The sequence below is a fragment of the Aeromonas salmonicida genome, assembly GCF_028355655.1.
GTDB classification, from domain to species: domain Bacteria; phylum Pseudomonadota; class Gammaproteobacteria; order Enterobacterales; family Aeromonadaceae; genus Aeromonas; species Aeromonas salmonicida.
Genome location: NZ_CP110645.1, coordinates 898,201 through 914,122 on the forward strand (window position 1 = coordinate 898,201; position 15,922 = coordinate 914,122).

At 49.2% G+C, this 15,922-nt stretch carries 11 protein-coding genes and 9 pseudogenes; 8 read left to right on the plus strand and 12 right to left on the minus strand.

Annotated features, from left to right (window positions below):
* Positions 1-85 precede the first annotated feature (85 nt).
* The 3 genes and pseudogenes from ONZ54_RS04460 to ONZ54_RS04470 form a co-directional block, all read right to left on the minus strand.
* Positions 86-721 (minus strand): hypothetical protein, encoded by a 636-nt coding sequence (locus tag ONZ54_RS04460; protein ID WP_271787566.1) that lies wholly within the window; start codon positions 719-721, stop codon positions 86-88.
* 269 nt (positions 722-990) lie between these two features.
* Entirely contained in the window at positions 991-1,410 is a 420-nt protein-coding gene (locus tag ONZ54_RS04465; protein ID WP_271787567.1) for an InvB/SpaK family type III secretion system chaperone, read from the minus strand.
* Between the two features lie 234 nt (positions 1,411-1,644).
* Positions 1,645-2,321 (minus strand): annotated as a pseudogene (locus ONZ54_RS04470) (IS1 family transposase).
* A 126-nt stretch (positions 2,322-2,447) separates the two neighbouring features.
* On the opposite strand from ONZ54_RS04470, the gene ONZ54_RS04475 reads away from it, so the two are divergent.
* Positions 2,448-3,308, plus strand: coding sequence for a hypothetical protein (locus ONZ54_RS04475; RefSeq protein WP_271787568.1), 861 nt, complete (start codon positions 2,448-2,450; stop codon positions 3,306-3,308).
* A 3-nt stretch (positions 3,309-3,311) separates the two neighbouring features.
* On the opposite strand, the pseudogene ONZ54_RS04480 reads toward ONZ54_RS04475, so the two are convergent.
* The 4 genes and pseudogenes from ONZ54_RS04480 to ONZ54_RS04495 all read right to left on the minus strand — a co-directional run.
* A pseudogene (locus ONZ54_RS04480) lies at positions 3,312-3,494 on the minus strand (IS1595 family transposase); the annotation flags it as partial.
* Between the two features lie 50 nt (positions 3,495-3,544).
* Positions 3,545-3,706 (minus strand): annotated as a pseudogene (locus ONZ54_RS04485) (IS481 family transposase); the annotation flags it as partial.
* 138 nt (positions 3,707-3,844) lie between these two features.
* Positions 3,845-3,979: pseudogene (locus ONZ54_RS04490) on the minus strand (IS1 family transposase); the annotation flags it as partial.
* Entirely contained in the window at positions 3,980-5,548 is a 1,569-nt protein-coding gene (locus ONZ54_RS04495; RefSeq protein WP_271787569.1) for a hypothetical protein, read from the minus strand.
* A 592-nt stretch (positions 5,549-6,140) separates the two neighbouring features.
* Between ONZ54_RS04495 and ONZ54_RS04500 the strand changes: the two are divergent.
* Positions 6,141-6,418: pseudogene (locus ONZ54_RS04500) on the plus strand (transposase); the annotation flags it as partial.
* Positions 6,401-6,526: a hypothetical protein gene (locus tag ONZ54_RS04505; protein WP_271788325.1), complete on the plus strand. Its 126-nt coding sequence runs from the start codon at positions 6,401-6,403 to the stop codon at positions 6,524-6,526. The pseudogene ONZ54_RS04500 and the gene ONZ54_RS04505, both read left to right, overlap by 18 nt.
* A gap of 185 nt (positions 6,527-6,711) precedes the next feature.
* Here ONZ54_RS04505 and ONZ54_RS04510 read toward each other — a convergent pair.
* Positions 6,712-7,720, minus strand: a pseudogene (locus ONZ54_RS04510) (IS110 family RNA-guided transposase).
* 86 nt (positions 7,721-7,806) lie between these two features.
* Between ONZ54_RS04510 and ONZ54_RS04515 the strand changes: the two are divergent.
* The 5 genes and pseudogenes from ONZ54_RS04515 to ONZ54_RS04540 all read left to right on the plus strand — a co-directional run.
* Positions 7,807-8,201, plus strand: a pseudogene (locus ONZ54_RS04515) (IS5 family transposase); the annotation flags it as partial.
* Positions 8,202-8,723: 522 nt separating this feature from the next.
* A complete protein-coding gene (locus ONZ54_RS04525) occupies positions 8,724-9,689 on the plus strand; it encodes a hypothetical protein (protein ID WP_271787570.1) in 966 nt (321 codons plus the stop codon).
* A 95-nt stretch (positions 9,690-9,784) separates the two neighbouring features.
* The gene (locus ONZ54_RS04530) at positions 9,785-10,249 is read left to right on the plus strand and encodes a CesT family type III secretion system chaperone (RefSeq protein ID WP_271787571.1); all 465 of its coding nucleotides are present in this window, start codon (positions 9,785-9,787) and stop codon (positions 10,247-10,249) included.
* A gap of 285 nt (positions 10,250-10,534) precedes the next feature.
* On the plus strand, positions 10,535-10,912 hold the full coding sequence (locus ONZ54_RS04535; protein ID WP_271787572.1) for an InvB/SpaK family type III secretion system chaperone: 378 nt from the start codon (positions 10,535-10,537) through the stop codon (positions 10,910-10,912).
* Between the two features lie 3 nt (positions 10,913-10,915).
* Positions 10,916-11,989: a hypothetical protein gene (locus ONZ54_RS04540; protein ID WP_271787573.1), complete on the plus strand. Its 1,074-nt coding sequence runs from the start codon at positions 10,916-10,918 to the stop codon at positions 11,987-11,989.
* A gap of 163 nt (positions 11,990-12,152) precedes the next feature.
* On the opposite strand, the gene ONZ54_RS04545 is transcribed toward ONZ54_RS04540, so the two are convergent.
* The 4 genes and pseudogenes from ONZ54_RS04545 to ONZ54_RS04560 all read right to left on the minus strand — a co-directional run.
* Positions 12,153-12,988, minus strand: a protein-coding gene (locus tag ONZ54_RS04545; RefSeq protein WP_271787574.1) for an IS5 family transposase whose coding sequence is annotated in 2 segments (ribosomal slippage) — positions 12,153-12,664 and positions 12,664-12,988 — 837 coding nt in all. Because the reading frame shifts where the segments join, the coding sequence is not laid out codon by codon here.
* A gap of 117 nt (positions 12,989-13,105) precedes the next feature.
* Positions 13,106-13,437: pseudogene (locus ONZ54_RS04550) on the minus strand (IS5 family transposase); the annotation flags it as partial.
* 107 nt (positions 13,438-13,544) lie between these two features.
* Complete coding sequence (locus ONZ54_RS04555) at positions 13,545-14,681, minus strand: anthrax toxin-like adenylyl cyclase domain-containing protein (protein ID WP_271787575.1); 1,137 nt, start codon at positions 14,679-14,681, stop codon at positions 13,545-13,547.
* A 209-nt stretch (positions 14,682-14,890) separates the two neighbouring features.
* Positions 14,891-15,879 (minus strand): annotated as a pseudogene (locus ONZ54_RS04560) (IS3 family transposase); the annotation flags it as partial.
* Positions 15,880-15,922 lie beyond the last annotated feature (43 nt).

A 15,922-nucleotide genomic window follows, 5' to 3' on the forward strand; every position in this document is an offset into this window, starting at 1 on the left:
ATTTACAGCTGAGTTTTCTTATAGATACTGGCATGATGATTATCAATATGGGGTTGAGGTGAGTAGACCGGTTCTGAGGTTACTTCTACAATATCATTCTAGGTCTATTCGGATCTAATTTTAGTTCTTCAAGCTGAGGAACTGCACCCCATGTAGCCATTAGAGCATGAACATATTTTAAATTTTCAGGAGGGGGTAAAAAGTGCCCAGAAGAATTATTAACAACAAACCGACCATCCGGCTCAGCTCTTATCATTCCAGCAGATTTAACCGGACATTTTATATTCTCTAAAGCAGCAATCGCTTGGTGACTTATATGTCTATAGTCTTCCTGATAAAAGCTTGATAAATATGGCATAGAATAAATGGCCAATCTATCATCAGCAGAAAGAACAAATTTATGCACCTTCCTATCGCCAGGAAAAATAGCAGCCTTTAATTGTTCCAGATTAGTAATAGTAGTGGTGATTGCACCTTGTCGACGCATAGTTAACTCTGCGGATCTAAGCTCCCGGTCTAAATCATCAGATCTATTGCTACTTAAAAGTGCTGGCTCAGATAGTGGGCGTAATGAGCTAGGATAACCAACCTGAGGTTTGGTATTAAAAACCCGTTTGATGCTCTCAACAAAACCGCAGATATCCTTGTGCTTAGCGTGCTTAGCGTGCTTAGCGTGCTGAGCATCAGAATTAAGAATAGAGAGCGAAGTAGATGCTTTCATAAAACCACCTAAAGTATGGGATGGGAAATACTCAATTAATCAATAGGAAACGTAAATAAAAAAATATGATAAAAGTGGACAAACCCAAGAAATGGTAGGCTGTATAGCATTATTAGGCACTCTGACAGTGGGTGATACCTCCGATCTTTTGAGGTGTTATAATAGGAGCTTTTGAGGCTCAACTCTTCATGGCATCCATCATGCCAGCGCAACCGTTTGGAGGCATAACTACCTATTTTAGGACTCGAAAAAATAACTTACTCTCTTTTTTATTTGAAAAGTGAGACCAGACAAGAATGAAAACAGGTTATAGTTTGTGCTAACTTATTTTCTTTTAGTGCATCTAAACTAATTAGCGCTTTCAACTCAAAGCCACCATCACACTGTCCTAAAGTTATGTGGCCCGTTTCAAAAAATTCAACAGGTGATGTAAGGATAGAAAGGATTGCTCTAGAGTTATAAAATAGTTTCTCTTCACTGAGAGAAATTAAAGACCAAAAAAACAACCGATCATCAATCAATGAGATATTGATCGCAAGCCCCTCATCCAGATCGATAGAAATGGTTGAGTGTGAATCAAAATCATTCAGTAGATTGTGTGAGACACCTATTCCAGAAAGAGCATCCCGAACCAAAGAACTAAGGTCTTGATGGATATTTTGAGAAAAAGAAAGTGGGTTATGAATCATATGCTCCAATCACAATGATGTAATAAGGTCAGCTATATGGCCACAATCGAGAGTTATTGTCAAATAGAGTGTAAAGTTCTAGGGGGCTTGTAAATAATTCGGTGTAACCGCTCACTCCATTACTGGACTGAGTTCCCTTCCTCCGGTTAGCTTCCATTCGGAACGGCTACCAATATAAAAAAAACGACAAATAATGATAGCTGGTTGTGCCTCTAATCAGTTCAAATGATGCCTTTAGATAAAGGCACAGATGACTTTATCGTTGAGCTCAAGAGAGCGAGAGAAGCAGATGGTTTTACGCGCCAATCGTTTAAGACGCGCTCTAAGCGTCAGGTTATTACGCTCAATACGCTGCGAGAAGATTTTCCCGGTCAGATGTATCTCGCTCGGCACCTCTCTGCGTAGCTACCCCTGTCATCACTGCTGATAAAGCCAATCTGGAAAGGGGGGGAGCAAACTCAGCAAGCGACGGCATGTCTCATCGTTTTGTTGGCCACAGGTATAAGGCAACGACTCGTTTTCTTTTAGTATCAAAGGCATACCAAAACCAATGTCGATGCTGTTTGTTGCCGACATAGGCCCATTACTCATCAAGTTCGCAGATAAGCGCTACATCATCGAGCACCACCTGTTCAGAGGTCACTTGCCTTTGGGAGAGTTTTTAGGGTGCGTATGACGGTGTTGATGCCAATCTTGAGGGCTAGAGCGGTATCACGAACACCTGAGCCGTTGAACGCCATATCAACAATCTTCCCTTTGAGCCCAGGCTTGCGGGCTTCATAGGTATAGGTGAGCTGAAAGACCTGAGGACAGGCAGTGCAACGGTAACGAACGTGACCGGCAGGAGTCTTACCATGGCGATATACGCGGTCAGAGTTGCAACGAGGACAGTGAACGGTGATGGATGCCATGAAGCTATGAGTCTCAAAAACACTTATTATACCGCCTCAACCGATCGGAGGCATCAGCTGTTGCATTAAGGGAGCTCTCTGGCAAGATCCCCCTTATTTTATCGGTAATTAATAAGAGGAATTATTATGTCTGCGATAATCGGTCTTGATGGAACGAGATTTAACCGAAAAATCACTGAATCTGATATGGAAAAAATTAGCTCAGCGACAAACATAAATGATGTAAGTAGTATTTTTGGAAATATTGTAGACTGGTTCTGTGGCACGAGAAAAGAAGCAGCAAAAGCAGAATTGTTTCATTTAATACACAGTGAGTTAGGCTATCAAAAAATTGAGCATTTCACTAAGCTAAAAAATATGGCATCTCCTGTCTATAAAGATAACTTCACTTATCAGGCAAGCAATTGTGAAAATGGTTCATTTAATGTTGACTTGACAATAATGGGTGTTTTGGAAATAAGGCAAGTCAACACACCTGGTAAAATCGAAGAGATTTCTGAAAAAGTAAAGTCATCTCTTGATTTAAAAATCATTGAAGGGAGTGAAAGTCTAGAGCAAATAAAGAAAGATATTGGTAGGTTTACATATCATTGCGAAGGTGTCACATATCAGGATGGCTCGTTACCAGAAGAAACGCTTAAAGCGTTCACATCAAAAATGAGTCCAAATCAAAAAAAGTCACTTGATGTTATAGCATCGCAAACTGGAATTATTGCAATCAAAAATGGGATCCATAGAATAGGTGATGGGCGATCTTTTGTTGGAACTCCTGAATTACAGGAGATATCAATGTCAAAGGATGGGGCTGGAGTGGTTCAGGTTGAGTTAAAAATGAAGCAAAATCATCAAGAAGATCGATTTGAAATATATAAAAAATCAGTTCCAGGAGCTCAGTACCCTTGCTTATCTATGAGCGCAATTATAAAAATAAATCCTGATGGGAGTCATTGTTTTGAGTCTGTGAAGGTTTCTCACCCAGGTTTTTAAAGGCTATGTCCCAATTACGTGTTGCATGGGGTGCCCCAGCGCCTCATGCAAACACGCTTTGATATTCACCCCCCTCCCGTAACGCTCCAGCATCCTGCGCCACCCCAGGTAGTTCTTCAGGTAGTGCGTCGCCACGCCATGGAAGCGCACCATCCACTCCTGCAACCGATGGTGATACCTGTCCACGTCTACAGATCTAGTTATCACCTGACACGGGCCTCAAACCGGTGTCTTGTTTACGCTACTTTAGTGCGCACTTCCTTCGGTATCAATTTCAGACCCTTCTTGAACATGCTGTAGGGGGGCTGACCTTCCATCATCCTGCCCTGATGTGGCCGCTCGGTGTTGTAGTGTTCCAGGTAGCTATCCAGGTCTGTCTGCATCTGCTCCACCGACTCAATGATCCAGTTTATCGATAGCTATGGTAATACGGGTAGAATGACATTTACGCCATCATCTACTTGGGATTTCTCTATCAATTAACTTGGGGATATAGACAGAGAGCCCTTGGTAACTAGAGGGGGGGATGCCTCCAATCAGCTGAAACGGTGCCTTTCGATAAAGGCACCGATAACCTTCTCGTGGCGTTCCACGGAGCGAGAGAAACAGATGGTTTTGCGAGCCAATCGCTTTATGCGCGTTCTGAGCGTCAGGTTGTTACGCTCAATACGCTAGACCATTAAACTTTTTGGATGATAGGTATCCCACCCTACAGCATTAAATACATATTCATGAGACACCGGATTCCCATTTAAATAAAATTTAACATTTTTTTGCACGTTCTCATCGTCGCGATGTCGATATAGCCATCGTAGTTCATGAGCTGTGATCGCATCACCATAAGATCCTTTTTTCCCTGCAATGTCTGGAATTTCTTTCATTAGACCATCTACACAGAAAAGGACCGATTTTTTTTGTATTGTTGTTTGAAATTCTAACCCAGCCTTGCTGGTTCTCATCCAAGATTGATCGCTAGCATCACTCAACGAGGGTGCTCTTGTAGTAACATTATATTTTACGTGCTTTTTCATTAAGGACTTAAAGTCCAAACCACGCTGACCATCTTTTAATACGGATTTAATTTCTTCATCTGATTTAAACTCATCTGGAACATCTCTACTCCAAACAGCATTCGTTAATGTATTTTGTACGACAATATCATTTCTACCCCTTTCTGGTAGAAAGCCGTTACGAAAATATATCATGTTCCCGACAAAAGCTCTTGGCGTCGCTAGTCCATAAAGAATATCGCCTTTATTGAAATTTTTGGCCGCACGTGTACCTACCCCCGAGAAAGTAACGTTGTCAAGATTATAACACTCTGGGTTTATATCCACGTTATAAAGTTTAATGTTGATATTAGGTGGCAAGCTCTGTGGTGAAATATCCCATTTTGTTTTTTTGAAGCAATTTAGGCTTATTTCATTTAGGTCATCAGGCAGCACAGTTGGCAATAACATCCTTTCACAATCATGGATCTCCAATCTTTTCAATTCTTTTGGTAGCGGGGTTGGCAGATTGCTTATTGAGTGACTGTATATGATCTTTAATTGCTGTAGCCCATCTGGTAATGGTGGTAATTTCGTCGTGATGTTGCAAAATTCAATGTTAAGTTGTTTCAAGCTATTGGGTATTTTTGGAGGCGTTGCTTGGCTATTTCCTTCGCTAACTTCAAATGCTTTAACGTTACCAACTATTAATTCCTCCAACCCCTCCTGGAGCGGAGGTAAAATCAGATTTTTACATTTTGAAATACTCAACGCCTTCAAGCTATTTGGCATGAGTGGTAAAAAGGAAAGCTCATGACAATCTACAAGTGATAGTCTTTCCAATCTATTTGGTAGAGATGACAATGATGTTAGGTTAGTGCAGCCGGACAGCTTCACATCATTCAAACTATCAGGCATGTCAGGTAATGATGTGATCTTAGGGCAATCATCAATTGATAAGGAGGTGCACCCTTGTGGTAAAGCAGGAAGGTTCTTAAGGTCGTCCAGAAACTGAAGCCGGACCGTCAAAATCCCTTCGGGAAGAGGTGGCAATGAACTGATTTCTGTGCAAAATAGCTCCAAATGCCCACTTGAACTTGCCTCTCTTATTTGATTTGCCACTGAGCGTCTATCCTCACCAGGAGGGGCATCTTGCTCCCACTGACTGACAGGATCCATGTTAACATTATTTGTAGCGTTAGTGGGAATGTCTGGAGAGGCCGTTGGGTTGATGACGCTGATTGATGGCATGGTTTAATCTCCTGTTCCGGTAGTTTGGTAAAACGAGGCGAGCAGACGGATAAACCTCTGCGCAGTAATAAGCAGCCCATCCCCCTGATGAAACCAGCTAGGATTGACCTGCCCCTTCAATTCATACCCTTCTTCACTCTCTCCCAGGGTCAACTGACCTCCCAGTCGACCAGCGCAAGCATTAATTTGGGCAACCCCTCCAGCTGTAGGGGTTGCAGAGTATCGAGAGGTAGCAGTGAGAATCCATTCCTTGCCAATGCTGGCATAGGTGGTCGCTTTCTCGAAAACTACTCTCGTATTGATCTGTTGAAAAAACCGAGTTGCGAGAACTGCGATAATGAGGTGTTTAGGTGGGTGGTGGGGCGTGCGCAAAACCTCTCCGTTACTTGGACTCGAATACGTTAACGTGTTTTAATTTCCAAATTCTAAAGCGACCCCTTGTAGGGGGTGTCCACAATAATGCGAGTGAATGGGGGTCTGATCTATCGTTATTGGTCTTTTTTCTTCTAATCACGGGCGTTGTTGACTAAATCCGGAGCTTTCAGCGCCTCAGGGGATCTGATCATCTGAGCCGACTAACCTAGAGTGTCAGATGGGCAAGTCCAAACTGAAAGTCTGCAATTGGAAGCAGTACAACCACGCCTTGGTACAGCGTGGTTCCCTCACCCTCCGGATGGATGAGCAAGCTATCAAGCTATGGTATTGCAAGACTCACCATGGTCGTAGAGGGCGAGGATGTCACTTCAGCGACAGGGCAATTGAGACCGCGCTGATGCTCAAGAGCGTGTTCAAGTTGCCCCTGCGAGCACTGGAGGGTTCACCAATTCGCTGTTCCAGTTGATGGATGTTCCCTTGCAGTCACTGGGCTACATAGATGGTCGCCCCGGTTTGCCAAGCGCTCAATCGATGAAAATGAGTCAGGTGGAGATTGCAGCCATAGATCCGGATTTCGATCGAGGCTACCGCCTCTATCCCTGATGGAATTCGCTGATGGGGACCTCTATCAGCTACGTTCTTACAAAGCCTTGTAGTCCACGGGTTTTCCCATCACTGTCTGACCTGTCTCGCCATCACGTCATGATTGCCTGTGCAATCGGTTGTTCTGATCGATATCAGTTACTATTAGAGTCGCTACGCAGTTGGTGTCGCGGGACACTTGTTGTTCAGGCTACCACGCCATAATTAGCTTCATATTCTCTTTCCTGAGCAATCAATGCCCAGACTATGCTGGCATTCTTGTTGGCGAGTGCCACGGCGGCAACGTTATGATTGCGCCGCCCCATCACCCCGGCTAACCAACTGTTTGCGTGCCCGGAGTACAGCCCGAGCGCCATGGACCAGCAGGGTGCGCAGATAGCTGTCGCCGAGTTTGCTGATCCCCAGTAATGTTTGCTTGCCACCGCTGGAATGTTGGTGTGGTACCAGTCCCAGCCACGCTGCCAACTGCCTGCCATTCTTAAAACTTTTTGCGTCTCCGACGGAGGCGATCAAGGCACTCGCGGTGATCGGGCCGATCCCCGGGATCTGCGCCAGCTTCTTGCTGGCGACGTTCTCACGATGCCAGCTCTGGAGTTGAACCTCTAGTTCCTGAACCTGCCGGTCGAGCGCCTTGAGGTGCTCCCCCAGGCGCTCGAGCAATTGCCGAAACGTCCCTGGCAACCCGTTCTCGTACTCCTCTAGGATCTCGGGCAGATGCTTGCCAATGTGGGCAATGCCTTTAGGGATGATGATCCCGTGTTCTGCCAGCAGACCGCGTAGCTGGTTGGCCTGTGCAGTACTCGCCTTAACAAAGCCTTGTCGGGCGCGGTGCAGCGCCAGGACGGCTAACTGCTCACGACTCTTCATTGGCACAAACCGCATGTTCGGCTGGCTCATCGCTTCGCAGATCGCCTCAGCATCCGCCGCATCGTTCTTGTTGGTCTTCACGTAGGGTTTAACAAACTGCGGGGCCATCAGTTTAACGGTATGTCCTAGCCCTTGCAGTTTTCTGGCCCAATAGTGGGCGCTGCTACAGGCTTCCATACCAATCAGACAGGGTGGCAGATTGGCAAAAAAGCTGATCATTTGTACCCGCTTGAGCTGCTTGTTAAACAGGCACTTGCCGTGTTCGTTCACACCGTGTATCTGGAAAATCGCTTTCGCCAAATCGATCCCGATAGTTTTAACGTTCATGTTGATCGCTCCACTCATATTGATGAATGTATCGTCCCACACGTTGGCACAGGTGCTGCCAGTTTAGGAGGGACGACCATCCCATTAGCTGCATCAGCAAACGCGCCAAGCAGGTCAGCATTCAGTACCGCTTGTCTAGCAAGGGGCCCGTGGCTCATCTTGTGATTGATGCCACTGGGCTGAAGGTCTACGCGAGGGTGCGTAAGCACGGCAAGAAGAAGCGGCGAGTCTGGCGCAAGCTTCACTTGGCGGTAGGTGTACAGACCTACGCCATCGTTGGTGCCGAAGTCAGCCTTGAAACGGTGGGGGATAATGACGTCTTGCCGACCTTGCTCAATCGACTGCGGCGCAAGATAGAGCAGGTCAGTGCTGATGGTGCCTATGACACCAAAGAGTGCCTGCCCTCCTGAAGAAGAAAGGTGCCAGGGCAACGATCCCGCCGAGGAAAAATACCGCATGGTGGGAAGAGGGCCATCCCCGCAAAATTGAGCCTGAGAAATGACAATGCCCAGGTTGGTGGTGCGCACAGACACTGTTTGCAACGATAGCGAGGTAGTCCGCGACTCCAACCCTAAGGTGCCCGGGTGCGAGCCGGGCGGCATCGGCGTGACAATGAGGGCAACCGCGGCATGCGTGCAACTGTGCATTGAGAGAGGTAATGGGGAGGGTGCTGGCAAACTCCTGCTTATCTGTACGATTCATAGAGAGCGTTTCAATTTGCTAAGCTGTAAATCCAATCTGTAATTGGGATCGCGAATCCGTTCCTTTTCTGGAACAAGTGTCTAGGGTACTGGGGGCGATTCACTGAAGCCGCTAAACTAAAATAGTGCGACCATGGCAAATAAACTCCGTTTTCATTTGTTGGTATGCTGAAGAGCAGATGTATATATGACAATGAAACAATGAAACAATGAAACAATGAAACAATGAAACAATGAAACAATGAAACAATGAAACAATGAAACAATGAAACAATGAAACAATGAAATAAGGAACCAACCTCATGGCTATTAATGGGCCAAGCCCGACGATGTTGACGGCGATCAACAGCCTGCAGTTCGCCACTGTCACTCCCGGTAGCAATCAGACGCTTGCTCTTCATCTGGGTCAAGGCAAGGATTACACAATTCGTATCGACGAGAGTGGGAATGTCTCTGTAAAACGGGACCTGGCCCATTTAAGCACTCTGGAGCGCGTCAAAAACGCAGTGGTCGACTTCTTTAGCCGAGCTGCGACCAATGGGGAGAGTGCGTTCACCACCCGTGCCACTCAAATTCAATCCGTAGTGCAGCAACAGCTGCCTGAACGTGTCTCGATCGAGAAGATTGTGCATCCGCCGGAGATTGAACTTGGCTCGGTCGAGGAGATGGTGCGGGAAGCCTTTGACTGGCCACAGGACAAGTTCGAAAACGTTGCTCAATATCTGAATAGTGGTGCTGCCATCAAAACGGCGACCATGGCTGATCTTAGAAGCGCAAACACCAATCGACTGGGCCTTGAGCAGATGAGTGACGCAGACCGGGGCTTTGCTCTGGAGAACTTCCCCGCTTTTATCAACGGCAAAGAGGCCATCTTCTCAAAGATTAGCGATTGGTATGTAGAGAAGATAAATGCCCTGAATAACGTGACAGAGAGGACGAAAGCCCTGATGGGCGACGAGGCTGGTCAGGATTTTATAAACAATAGTATATTTGCGTTGGGGCTGATGACGAATGAGTTCAGGGACAAGGTCAATGCCGAGTTCAATAGCAGCTTCGTCCACTTGTCTGAGCAAAGAGCCGCTGCCGACGAGCTGCAAGCAAACACCAGCGCCAACAGAATCTCACCACAGGTCGAAGAGCGCACTGGCCCATCGGACGGGGAGAACCCCGCTGCCAAGATGAAGAAAAGCGTGTCCTTTAACGACAACCTGAGCGATGTCCGGGTGTTCGAGCTTGAAGAGGGCCGAGCACTCAATATCAAGGTGTAACCCTTGCCGTAAATATGAATGACGGCCCTGCCCGCTCGGTGGCGGGGCCGTCTCTTTGTGATCTTGCCCTGCCCGGGCAACCGGACTGGAGTGTTGTGTTGGATATTTATCAAAAAATTGTGGCCGAGCTGTCGGTCGAACCGCTGGCCTTCGATGAAAACGGCGTCTGTGCGTTCGAGATCCAGCGTGCAGAAGAGGAAGCGAGCGCCCCCTTTGTGGTCAATATCGTGGTCCACCCCGACGAGATGGCGCTGGTACTCTCGGTGACCACGGCGAGCGATCTTCCCGAGCGTCTGCCCCGCGAGTTGTTCCTGCGTTTTGGCGAGCATGCCCTCGCCCCATTGCTCCATGGCTATGGGGTCGGCATCTATCCCGGCACCGAGCGGGTATCATTTTTCTCCCAGATCGCGCTGGGGAGCTATCGCCCGCACCAGATCAGGGAAAGCCTCGCCGATCTGCTGGAAAAGGCCCATGAGTGGGAGGCCCGCTTGTCCCAAGAGGGGCAGACTCCGAATGCGACAAAGAGCGATATGGGGGTGGGTCAGACCCTCAGGGTGTAATAGCCGGAGCCATAAAACTGGGTGAAAAAAGAGGGAGGCATGATACCAGTCGAACAGGCGCCAATGTCAGTGTCAGAAGCAAGTGGAGTCGTGTTGCGTTGCGCTGAGTTGTGCGCCACAGCGCCACAGCGAAAGGATTAGCTAGCTCATTACAATGACAAAAAAATGACCAATCACGATAGTTCAGCCTCCCGTTTGTTCGCACTATAGCCGATACCGACTACAAGAGATTTTTCTTATATGACCGTTATCCCTCCCAATGTATTACAAGCACAAATAGGCAGTATGCTGACAGGCTTAGGACTGCCTCTCGATACACTGCATACCCTCGAGGCAGAGCGCACTCTCGCCCTCCAACTGGAGGGGTTGCCCGAACTAATGCTTTCGCTGATCGACGGGGAGCTCTGGCTCTGGAGTCAGCTGCAGGATCTGAGCGCCAACAGGTTGATGGATAATGCCCCCGCCGTACTAACCCAGCTTATTATGCCAGTGGATGGGATACAGGGAGGTCAGTTGACCCTGGGAGAGGGTGAAGAAGGGTATGAATTGAAGGGGCAGGTCAATCCTGGCTGGCTGGATCAGGATGATGGTCTGCTTATTACAGCGCAGGGATTTATCCGTCTGCTTGCCTCGTTTTGCCACGCTACCGGAACAGGAGATTGAACCATGCCACCTATCAACGGCGTCAACACTGCCACTCCAACCATTACAGCCCACACTGCAAACACTGATGCTACAACTCCTATCGGCCAAGCCACATCTGCCAGTGTCAGCTTTAATGAGGGCCCCAATACTCATAAAGAACGCGCGATGTATGCGCCCTTTCCAGCACTAGACATGGTGCGGATTGCTGCATTCGAGAACGCCACTCGCCGCCGAAACGGCAAGACCGAGGCCCCATTGATCTGCGGGAACCAAGCGGAACTTGAGGGAATAAGGCAAGGCCTGATCAGCGTCAATGAAAACGCAATTAAAGAAACCCTATCAATCATCAACGAAATCCAATACAGCATCGAAAATCCTGTTATTTGGGATCCATTGGATAGCGCTGAGGACTCCCCCGAATTTTGGGATCCATTGGATAGCGCTGAGGACTCCCCCGAATATTGGGATAAATTGGATAGCGGTGAAATCATCCCAGATAGGAAGTCACAATTCGCTTATCTACAATCATGGGAATTGGAGGCGCTATTGGTGGAGCAAACAGAAGATCTCGATATGCTTTCCTCTGTAGTTGATGCTCTAAAAAATTTAACGATAGAGACGAGTGATGCCCTTAAATTACTCTCCCCAGGCCAACATAAACTCTATGTTCTTGGACACGGCGAGCCTGGCTCGGATGTTTTGTCGGCAGATTCTGAGTGTAGGCACGGAATGGTCACCGCCATGAAGGTTGCCCATCTGTTGGCCGAACAGGGACTAAACAAGGGCTTTCGCGATGTTCGAGTGACCTCCTGCTTTAGCGCAGATACCTGTGTGCCAACCTCGTTTAAAGAACCTGCTCTTTATAAGGCCTCACAACCGCTGTTCGCTCCCAATGGCGATGTCGTGGCCGAACCATTCGCCCAGACCTTGAGCAACGAGATGAAACGGGTGGGTTTCGAGCAACCTAGAGTGAGCGGTTATCACGGTGCAGGCTTGTCATCAATATATGCTGAGCACCACCAATATTGTTTACCCGACACTCAGGAGCCTGTCGTTCGCGCCTCCATAGTGCGGCAAGTCTTCATCCCAGCCTAAGAACCAGGGGGAGGCATCACCTGTAGAAGTCGCAACCTGATCTGACAGATACCCGTTTTGTGGATGCAGGACTGTCAGATCAATTCAAGCTGGTCACATCACCGAACGGTTGAAAGTGGGGGCGTCTCAGAATTCTGAAATTAAAGCACGCTAGGCTGTGTTCTCAAAATGCTGGTTTTCTGTCCACCAATAGTTGCCGTAAGTAACGAAGGCAGAAAGCCAGCTTGATAAAGGCGGCAAAACTTCCTGCCAGCTTTTCATACCTCGTTGAGAATCGGCGAAACTTCTTCAGCCATCCGAAGCACCGTTCGACCACATTTCTCCTACGATAACTAGCTTTGTCTAACACCAGTGGACGTCCCTTATGGTGCCGTTGCTGGTCGCTGCGTTGCGGGATAACCGCTTTTATCTTTCTGCGCCGGAGTTCTGCCCGCAGAGCCCTGCTGCTATAGGCCCTATCTGCGGCAAGATGCGTTGGCCGCGTGCGATAACGGCCTGATGAAGTCGGGATCCTTGCCATGGCCAACGCACTTGTCGCATATCTGATTTCCGCTGATTGCCCCGGCGAAAGGCAGAACCCCAGCGGTAAACCATTACCATCAGTGACCAAGTGAATTTTGCTGCCGAGACCACCACGAGAGCGACCAAGCGCTTGATTTACTGGAGTGTTTTTTTACGCGCTCCGGCAGCATCTTTTGATGCCCTGACATTGGAGCCGTCAATGCACCACAGGTCGAAGTCGATAAGCCCTTCTTCATTGAGATGCAGTTGCAGCGCCGCAAGGATGGCATCGATACGACCTGTACTCAGCCAACGTCGAAAGGTGTTGTAGACCGAGCTCCATGGGCCGAAACGTTCTGGCAGATCTCGCCAAGGTACACCGGTGTGAAGTATCCAGAGAATGCCATCAAGCACTTGGCGTGGCTCACGAGTAGGGCGTCCGCTTATGCGGTGGTATGGAAGAAGGGGCTCGATCAACCCCCGTTGTGCATCGGTCAACTGGTAACGACGGGATACTGCATAGGTCTTAAGCTGTTGAGAGGATTTGAGATTATATCTTCATCACTTTAAGAACACTGCCTAGGGCAAGATCCTCTACTGGGACGGGGTCAGTCCACCATAGGCATGGGGGTGGACCTTGATATGGCTGGCATCGGTCATCAGCCATTCATAATCAGGTTCTTCTATCAGACGTTCTTGAAGCCGGGTCCAAATACCCTTGTCGCGCCAGTCACAAAAGCGACGGTGGGTGTTTTTCCCGTCCCCGTAATCAGATGGCAAGTCTCGCCAGGGAGCCCCAGTGCGCAATATCCAGAAAACAGCATTGATAAACTATCGGTTATCGCGAGCCACATGTCCCCATTGACCTTTTGGCACAGTAGATGAGGAGCGAGTAAGGACCATACATGGTCGGAGATATCGTGGCGACGGTGAGCGGGTGTTGACATGAGGCGATGATATTTACGTTAACGGGGCAGGTATTGTACCGAAATTCATCAGCTCAAGACGACTGCCCCTAGTTGACAGCTACAATCACTCATTATTATTGGAAGCGTCACACCCTGCCCTGGAAGAAGGCTAATGCATCGTTAAACTTAGGGCTCTTAGGCACCTGCCAATCTGGGTGAGCGTTGAAGTGGTAGCCATTTTCCTTGATGCATGCGACGAACGTCTTGAAGCTCTGCTCGTTCGGCACGACGCAGATCTCATCGAAGCGCATCAACTCTCCCCCCACGCGATGCTCCATGGCTTGGGGAAGGTAGAAGGTCGCCGGGAAGTTATCCCCCATGGCAGAGACAGGATTGCCCGCGTCATCGCCGTGGTGAAACATATTCTTGTGCTCTCCACGCCCCAGCGTCTCATTGAGGGTATCCACCAACTGCCGGGTTCGTGACGTGGTGTTGCCATGGTTTGCATCCTGTCGGCTGTAAAAAGTCTCCGTGGTATAGGGGTCATTAGGCAAGGGTTTGTACTTGACCGCCGTGTTGGATCTGGCATCCGCCCCCCCACTGCCATACTCCTCGATCGGCGGGGCCACCATAAAAAGGTCGTAGTCTGCCGTCATGGGCAAGCCGCTCTTGGGATCAGCCAAGACTTGAATGGCCTTTTCCTCCCCCTTTAGAGAGATCTGATACATGTGGCTATCACCCTCTTGCTTGGCAACAAACTCATAGGGCTTGCCACTGGGGCCCTGGGCTAGTAGCAGTCGCACCGACCCGCCTCCCTCAGCCTCAAGTCCAAACTTCTCAATCAACTCTCCAATACGCTGATGGCTGATCTTGAGGTCGGCTTGGGTATAGCCGTTACCCATCCCCTTCGCCACCGCTTGGTTGAGCTTGCCGATCTCCACTTCGCCACGATTTTCCCGTTTGCTCAACCCCTGCTCGACACAGATAAAACCGGCCTGCGGCCCCCAGTTCGCACTCTTTCCTTTGACAGAGAGCCCCTTGGTCGGATAGCCCTCGTCAATCAGAGTTGTCACCATCCCTTCAACCGGACGAATGCCAAAGACGGTATTCTTCTCCTTGGCCACCGCTTGCATACGCATAGCATGCCCTACCGGGACTCCCACCCCATGAGAGGTAAACAGGCTCTTCACTGCCTGGTGATCCAGGCCAGCTGGGCGTGTGACCTCCTTGGGTTGCTCTACCTCTCTTGGCTGCACTTCACGAACATTGTCAATACGCATCATCTATCTCTCCGGTGTGAGTCAGGTGGTCAGTTTAAAGGCTACCGAAGATCGAAATTTGTACTATTGGCCGCAATGTTGTCGATTATGTTGTGGGTGCGTTATGGGGTGTAAAAATCCAGGTTATGTTTCATTAAGAGATTGCTGCTTATTCCCGGCGAGGTTGAACAGCTATTCCGGCCAACGTGAACACCCTGATCGGGAATCGGTGTTCATGATCGGCCGTAATATGCAAACGCATGATGATGCGGTCGCTCCACGTTGTAAATATCCACCGCCTCACGCACCATCTCCCGCGCTTGAGCCAGGTCCTGCGGGCTTTGCAACAACAACTCTCCTTTCAAAATCCCGTTCATCCCCTCTGCCAACGCATTCTGGTAACAGTCATACCCATCGGTCATCGAACATCTCACCCCGTACCATTCATGTAATGACTGATACAGGCCCGAGCAATACTGCACGCCGCGGTCCGAGTGATGGATAAGCAGCCCCGCTGCCACGCCGTGGCTTCAGTGCTTTTTTAAACGCCATCGCAACCGACTCGGCATGTATCCCCTCGTGCACGGGATGGCCCACTATCTTGTGTGAGTAAGCATCCGTCACCAGGCTCAGGTACAGCGGCCCGCTCTTGGCTGGCAGATAGGTGATGTCGGCGACCCACGCTTGTTCCGGTGCCACCGGCGTGACCTAATTAAGCCCCGCTTTGAGCAAGTTGGGATGACGGTAGAAACGGTAAAAACTGTGGGTGGTCTTGTGATACTCCCGCTTGGGCTGCACCAGCATGCGGTGCTCGGTCAATATCTGAAACAGCCTGTCCCGCCCGACCTTGAGCCAGCTATCATCCTGACCTTGAAGCAGATAATGCAGCTTGCGGGTACCCTCCCGTGGTTGGCGTAAACGTACCTGACGCACGAAGCTCACCACCTGCAACCCCTGACAATGGTCAGCCTCTCGACTTGCCGCTGCGAGAGGACTTGCCGGGTCGCTTTTTTACGATGGAGGCGCTGTAGTCGTTCTTCAGCGTATCGACGACGGCCTCAAAGAACTGGGTCTTCTGGCTCATCAACGCCAGCTGCTGCTCAAGCTCCTTGATACGCTGTTCGGGCGTTTTGTTGTCGGGGTCAGGCATGGTGATGCTCCTGCCGGCGCGCACAGAAGCCCCCAGGCTCCAATCCTGCCGACCATGTTTACGCAACCATACGGCGTTGTTGCCCAAATCAGCCAGCAAGTCATGACTTCCCCAG

Excerpts from the sequence above, each read along its gene's own strand:
- ONZ54_RS04460 (WP_271787566.1), bottom strand. The coding sequence starts at position 721 with ATGAAAGCATCTACTTCGCTCTCTATTCTTAATTCTGATGCTCAGCAC.
- ONZ54_RS04465 (WP_271787567.1), bottom strand. The coding sequence starts at position 1,410 with ATGATTCATAACCCACTTTCTTTTTCTCAAAATATCCATCAAGACCTT.
- ONZ54_RS04475 (WP_271787568.1), top strand. The coding sequence starts at position 2,448 with ATGTCTGCGATAATCGGTCTTGATGGAACGAGATTTAACCGAAAAATC.
- ONZ54_RS04495 (WP_271787569.1), bottom strand. The coding sequence starts at position 5,548 with ATGCCATCAATCAGCGTCATCAACCCAACGGCCTCTCCAGACATTCCC.
- ONZ54_RS04525 (WP_271787570.1), top strand. The coding sequence starts at position 8,724 with ATGGCTATTAATGGGCCAAGCCCGACGATGTTGACGGCGATCAACAGC.
- ONZ54_RS04535 (WP_271787572.1), top strand. The coding sequence starts at position 10,535 with ATGCTGACAGGCTTAGGACTGCCTCTCGATACACTGCATACCCTCGAG.
- ONZ54_RS04540 (WP_271787573.1), top strand. The coding sequence starts at position 10,916 with ATGCCACCTATCAACGGCGTCAACACTGCCACTCCAACCATTACAGCC.
- ONZ54_RS04555 (WP_271787575.1), bottom strand. The coding sequence starts at position 14,681 with ATGATGCGTATTGACAATGTTCGTGAAGTGCAGCCAAGAGAGGTAGAG.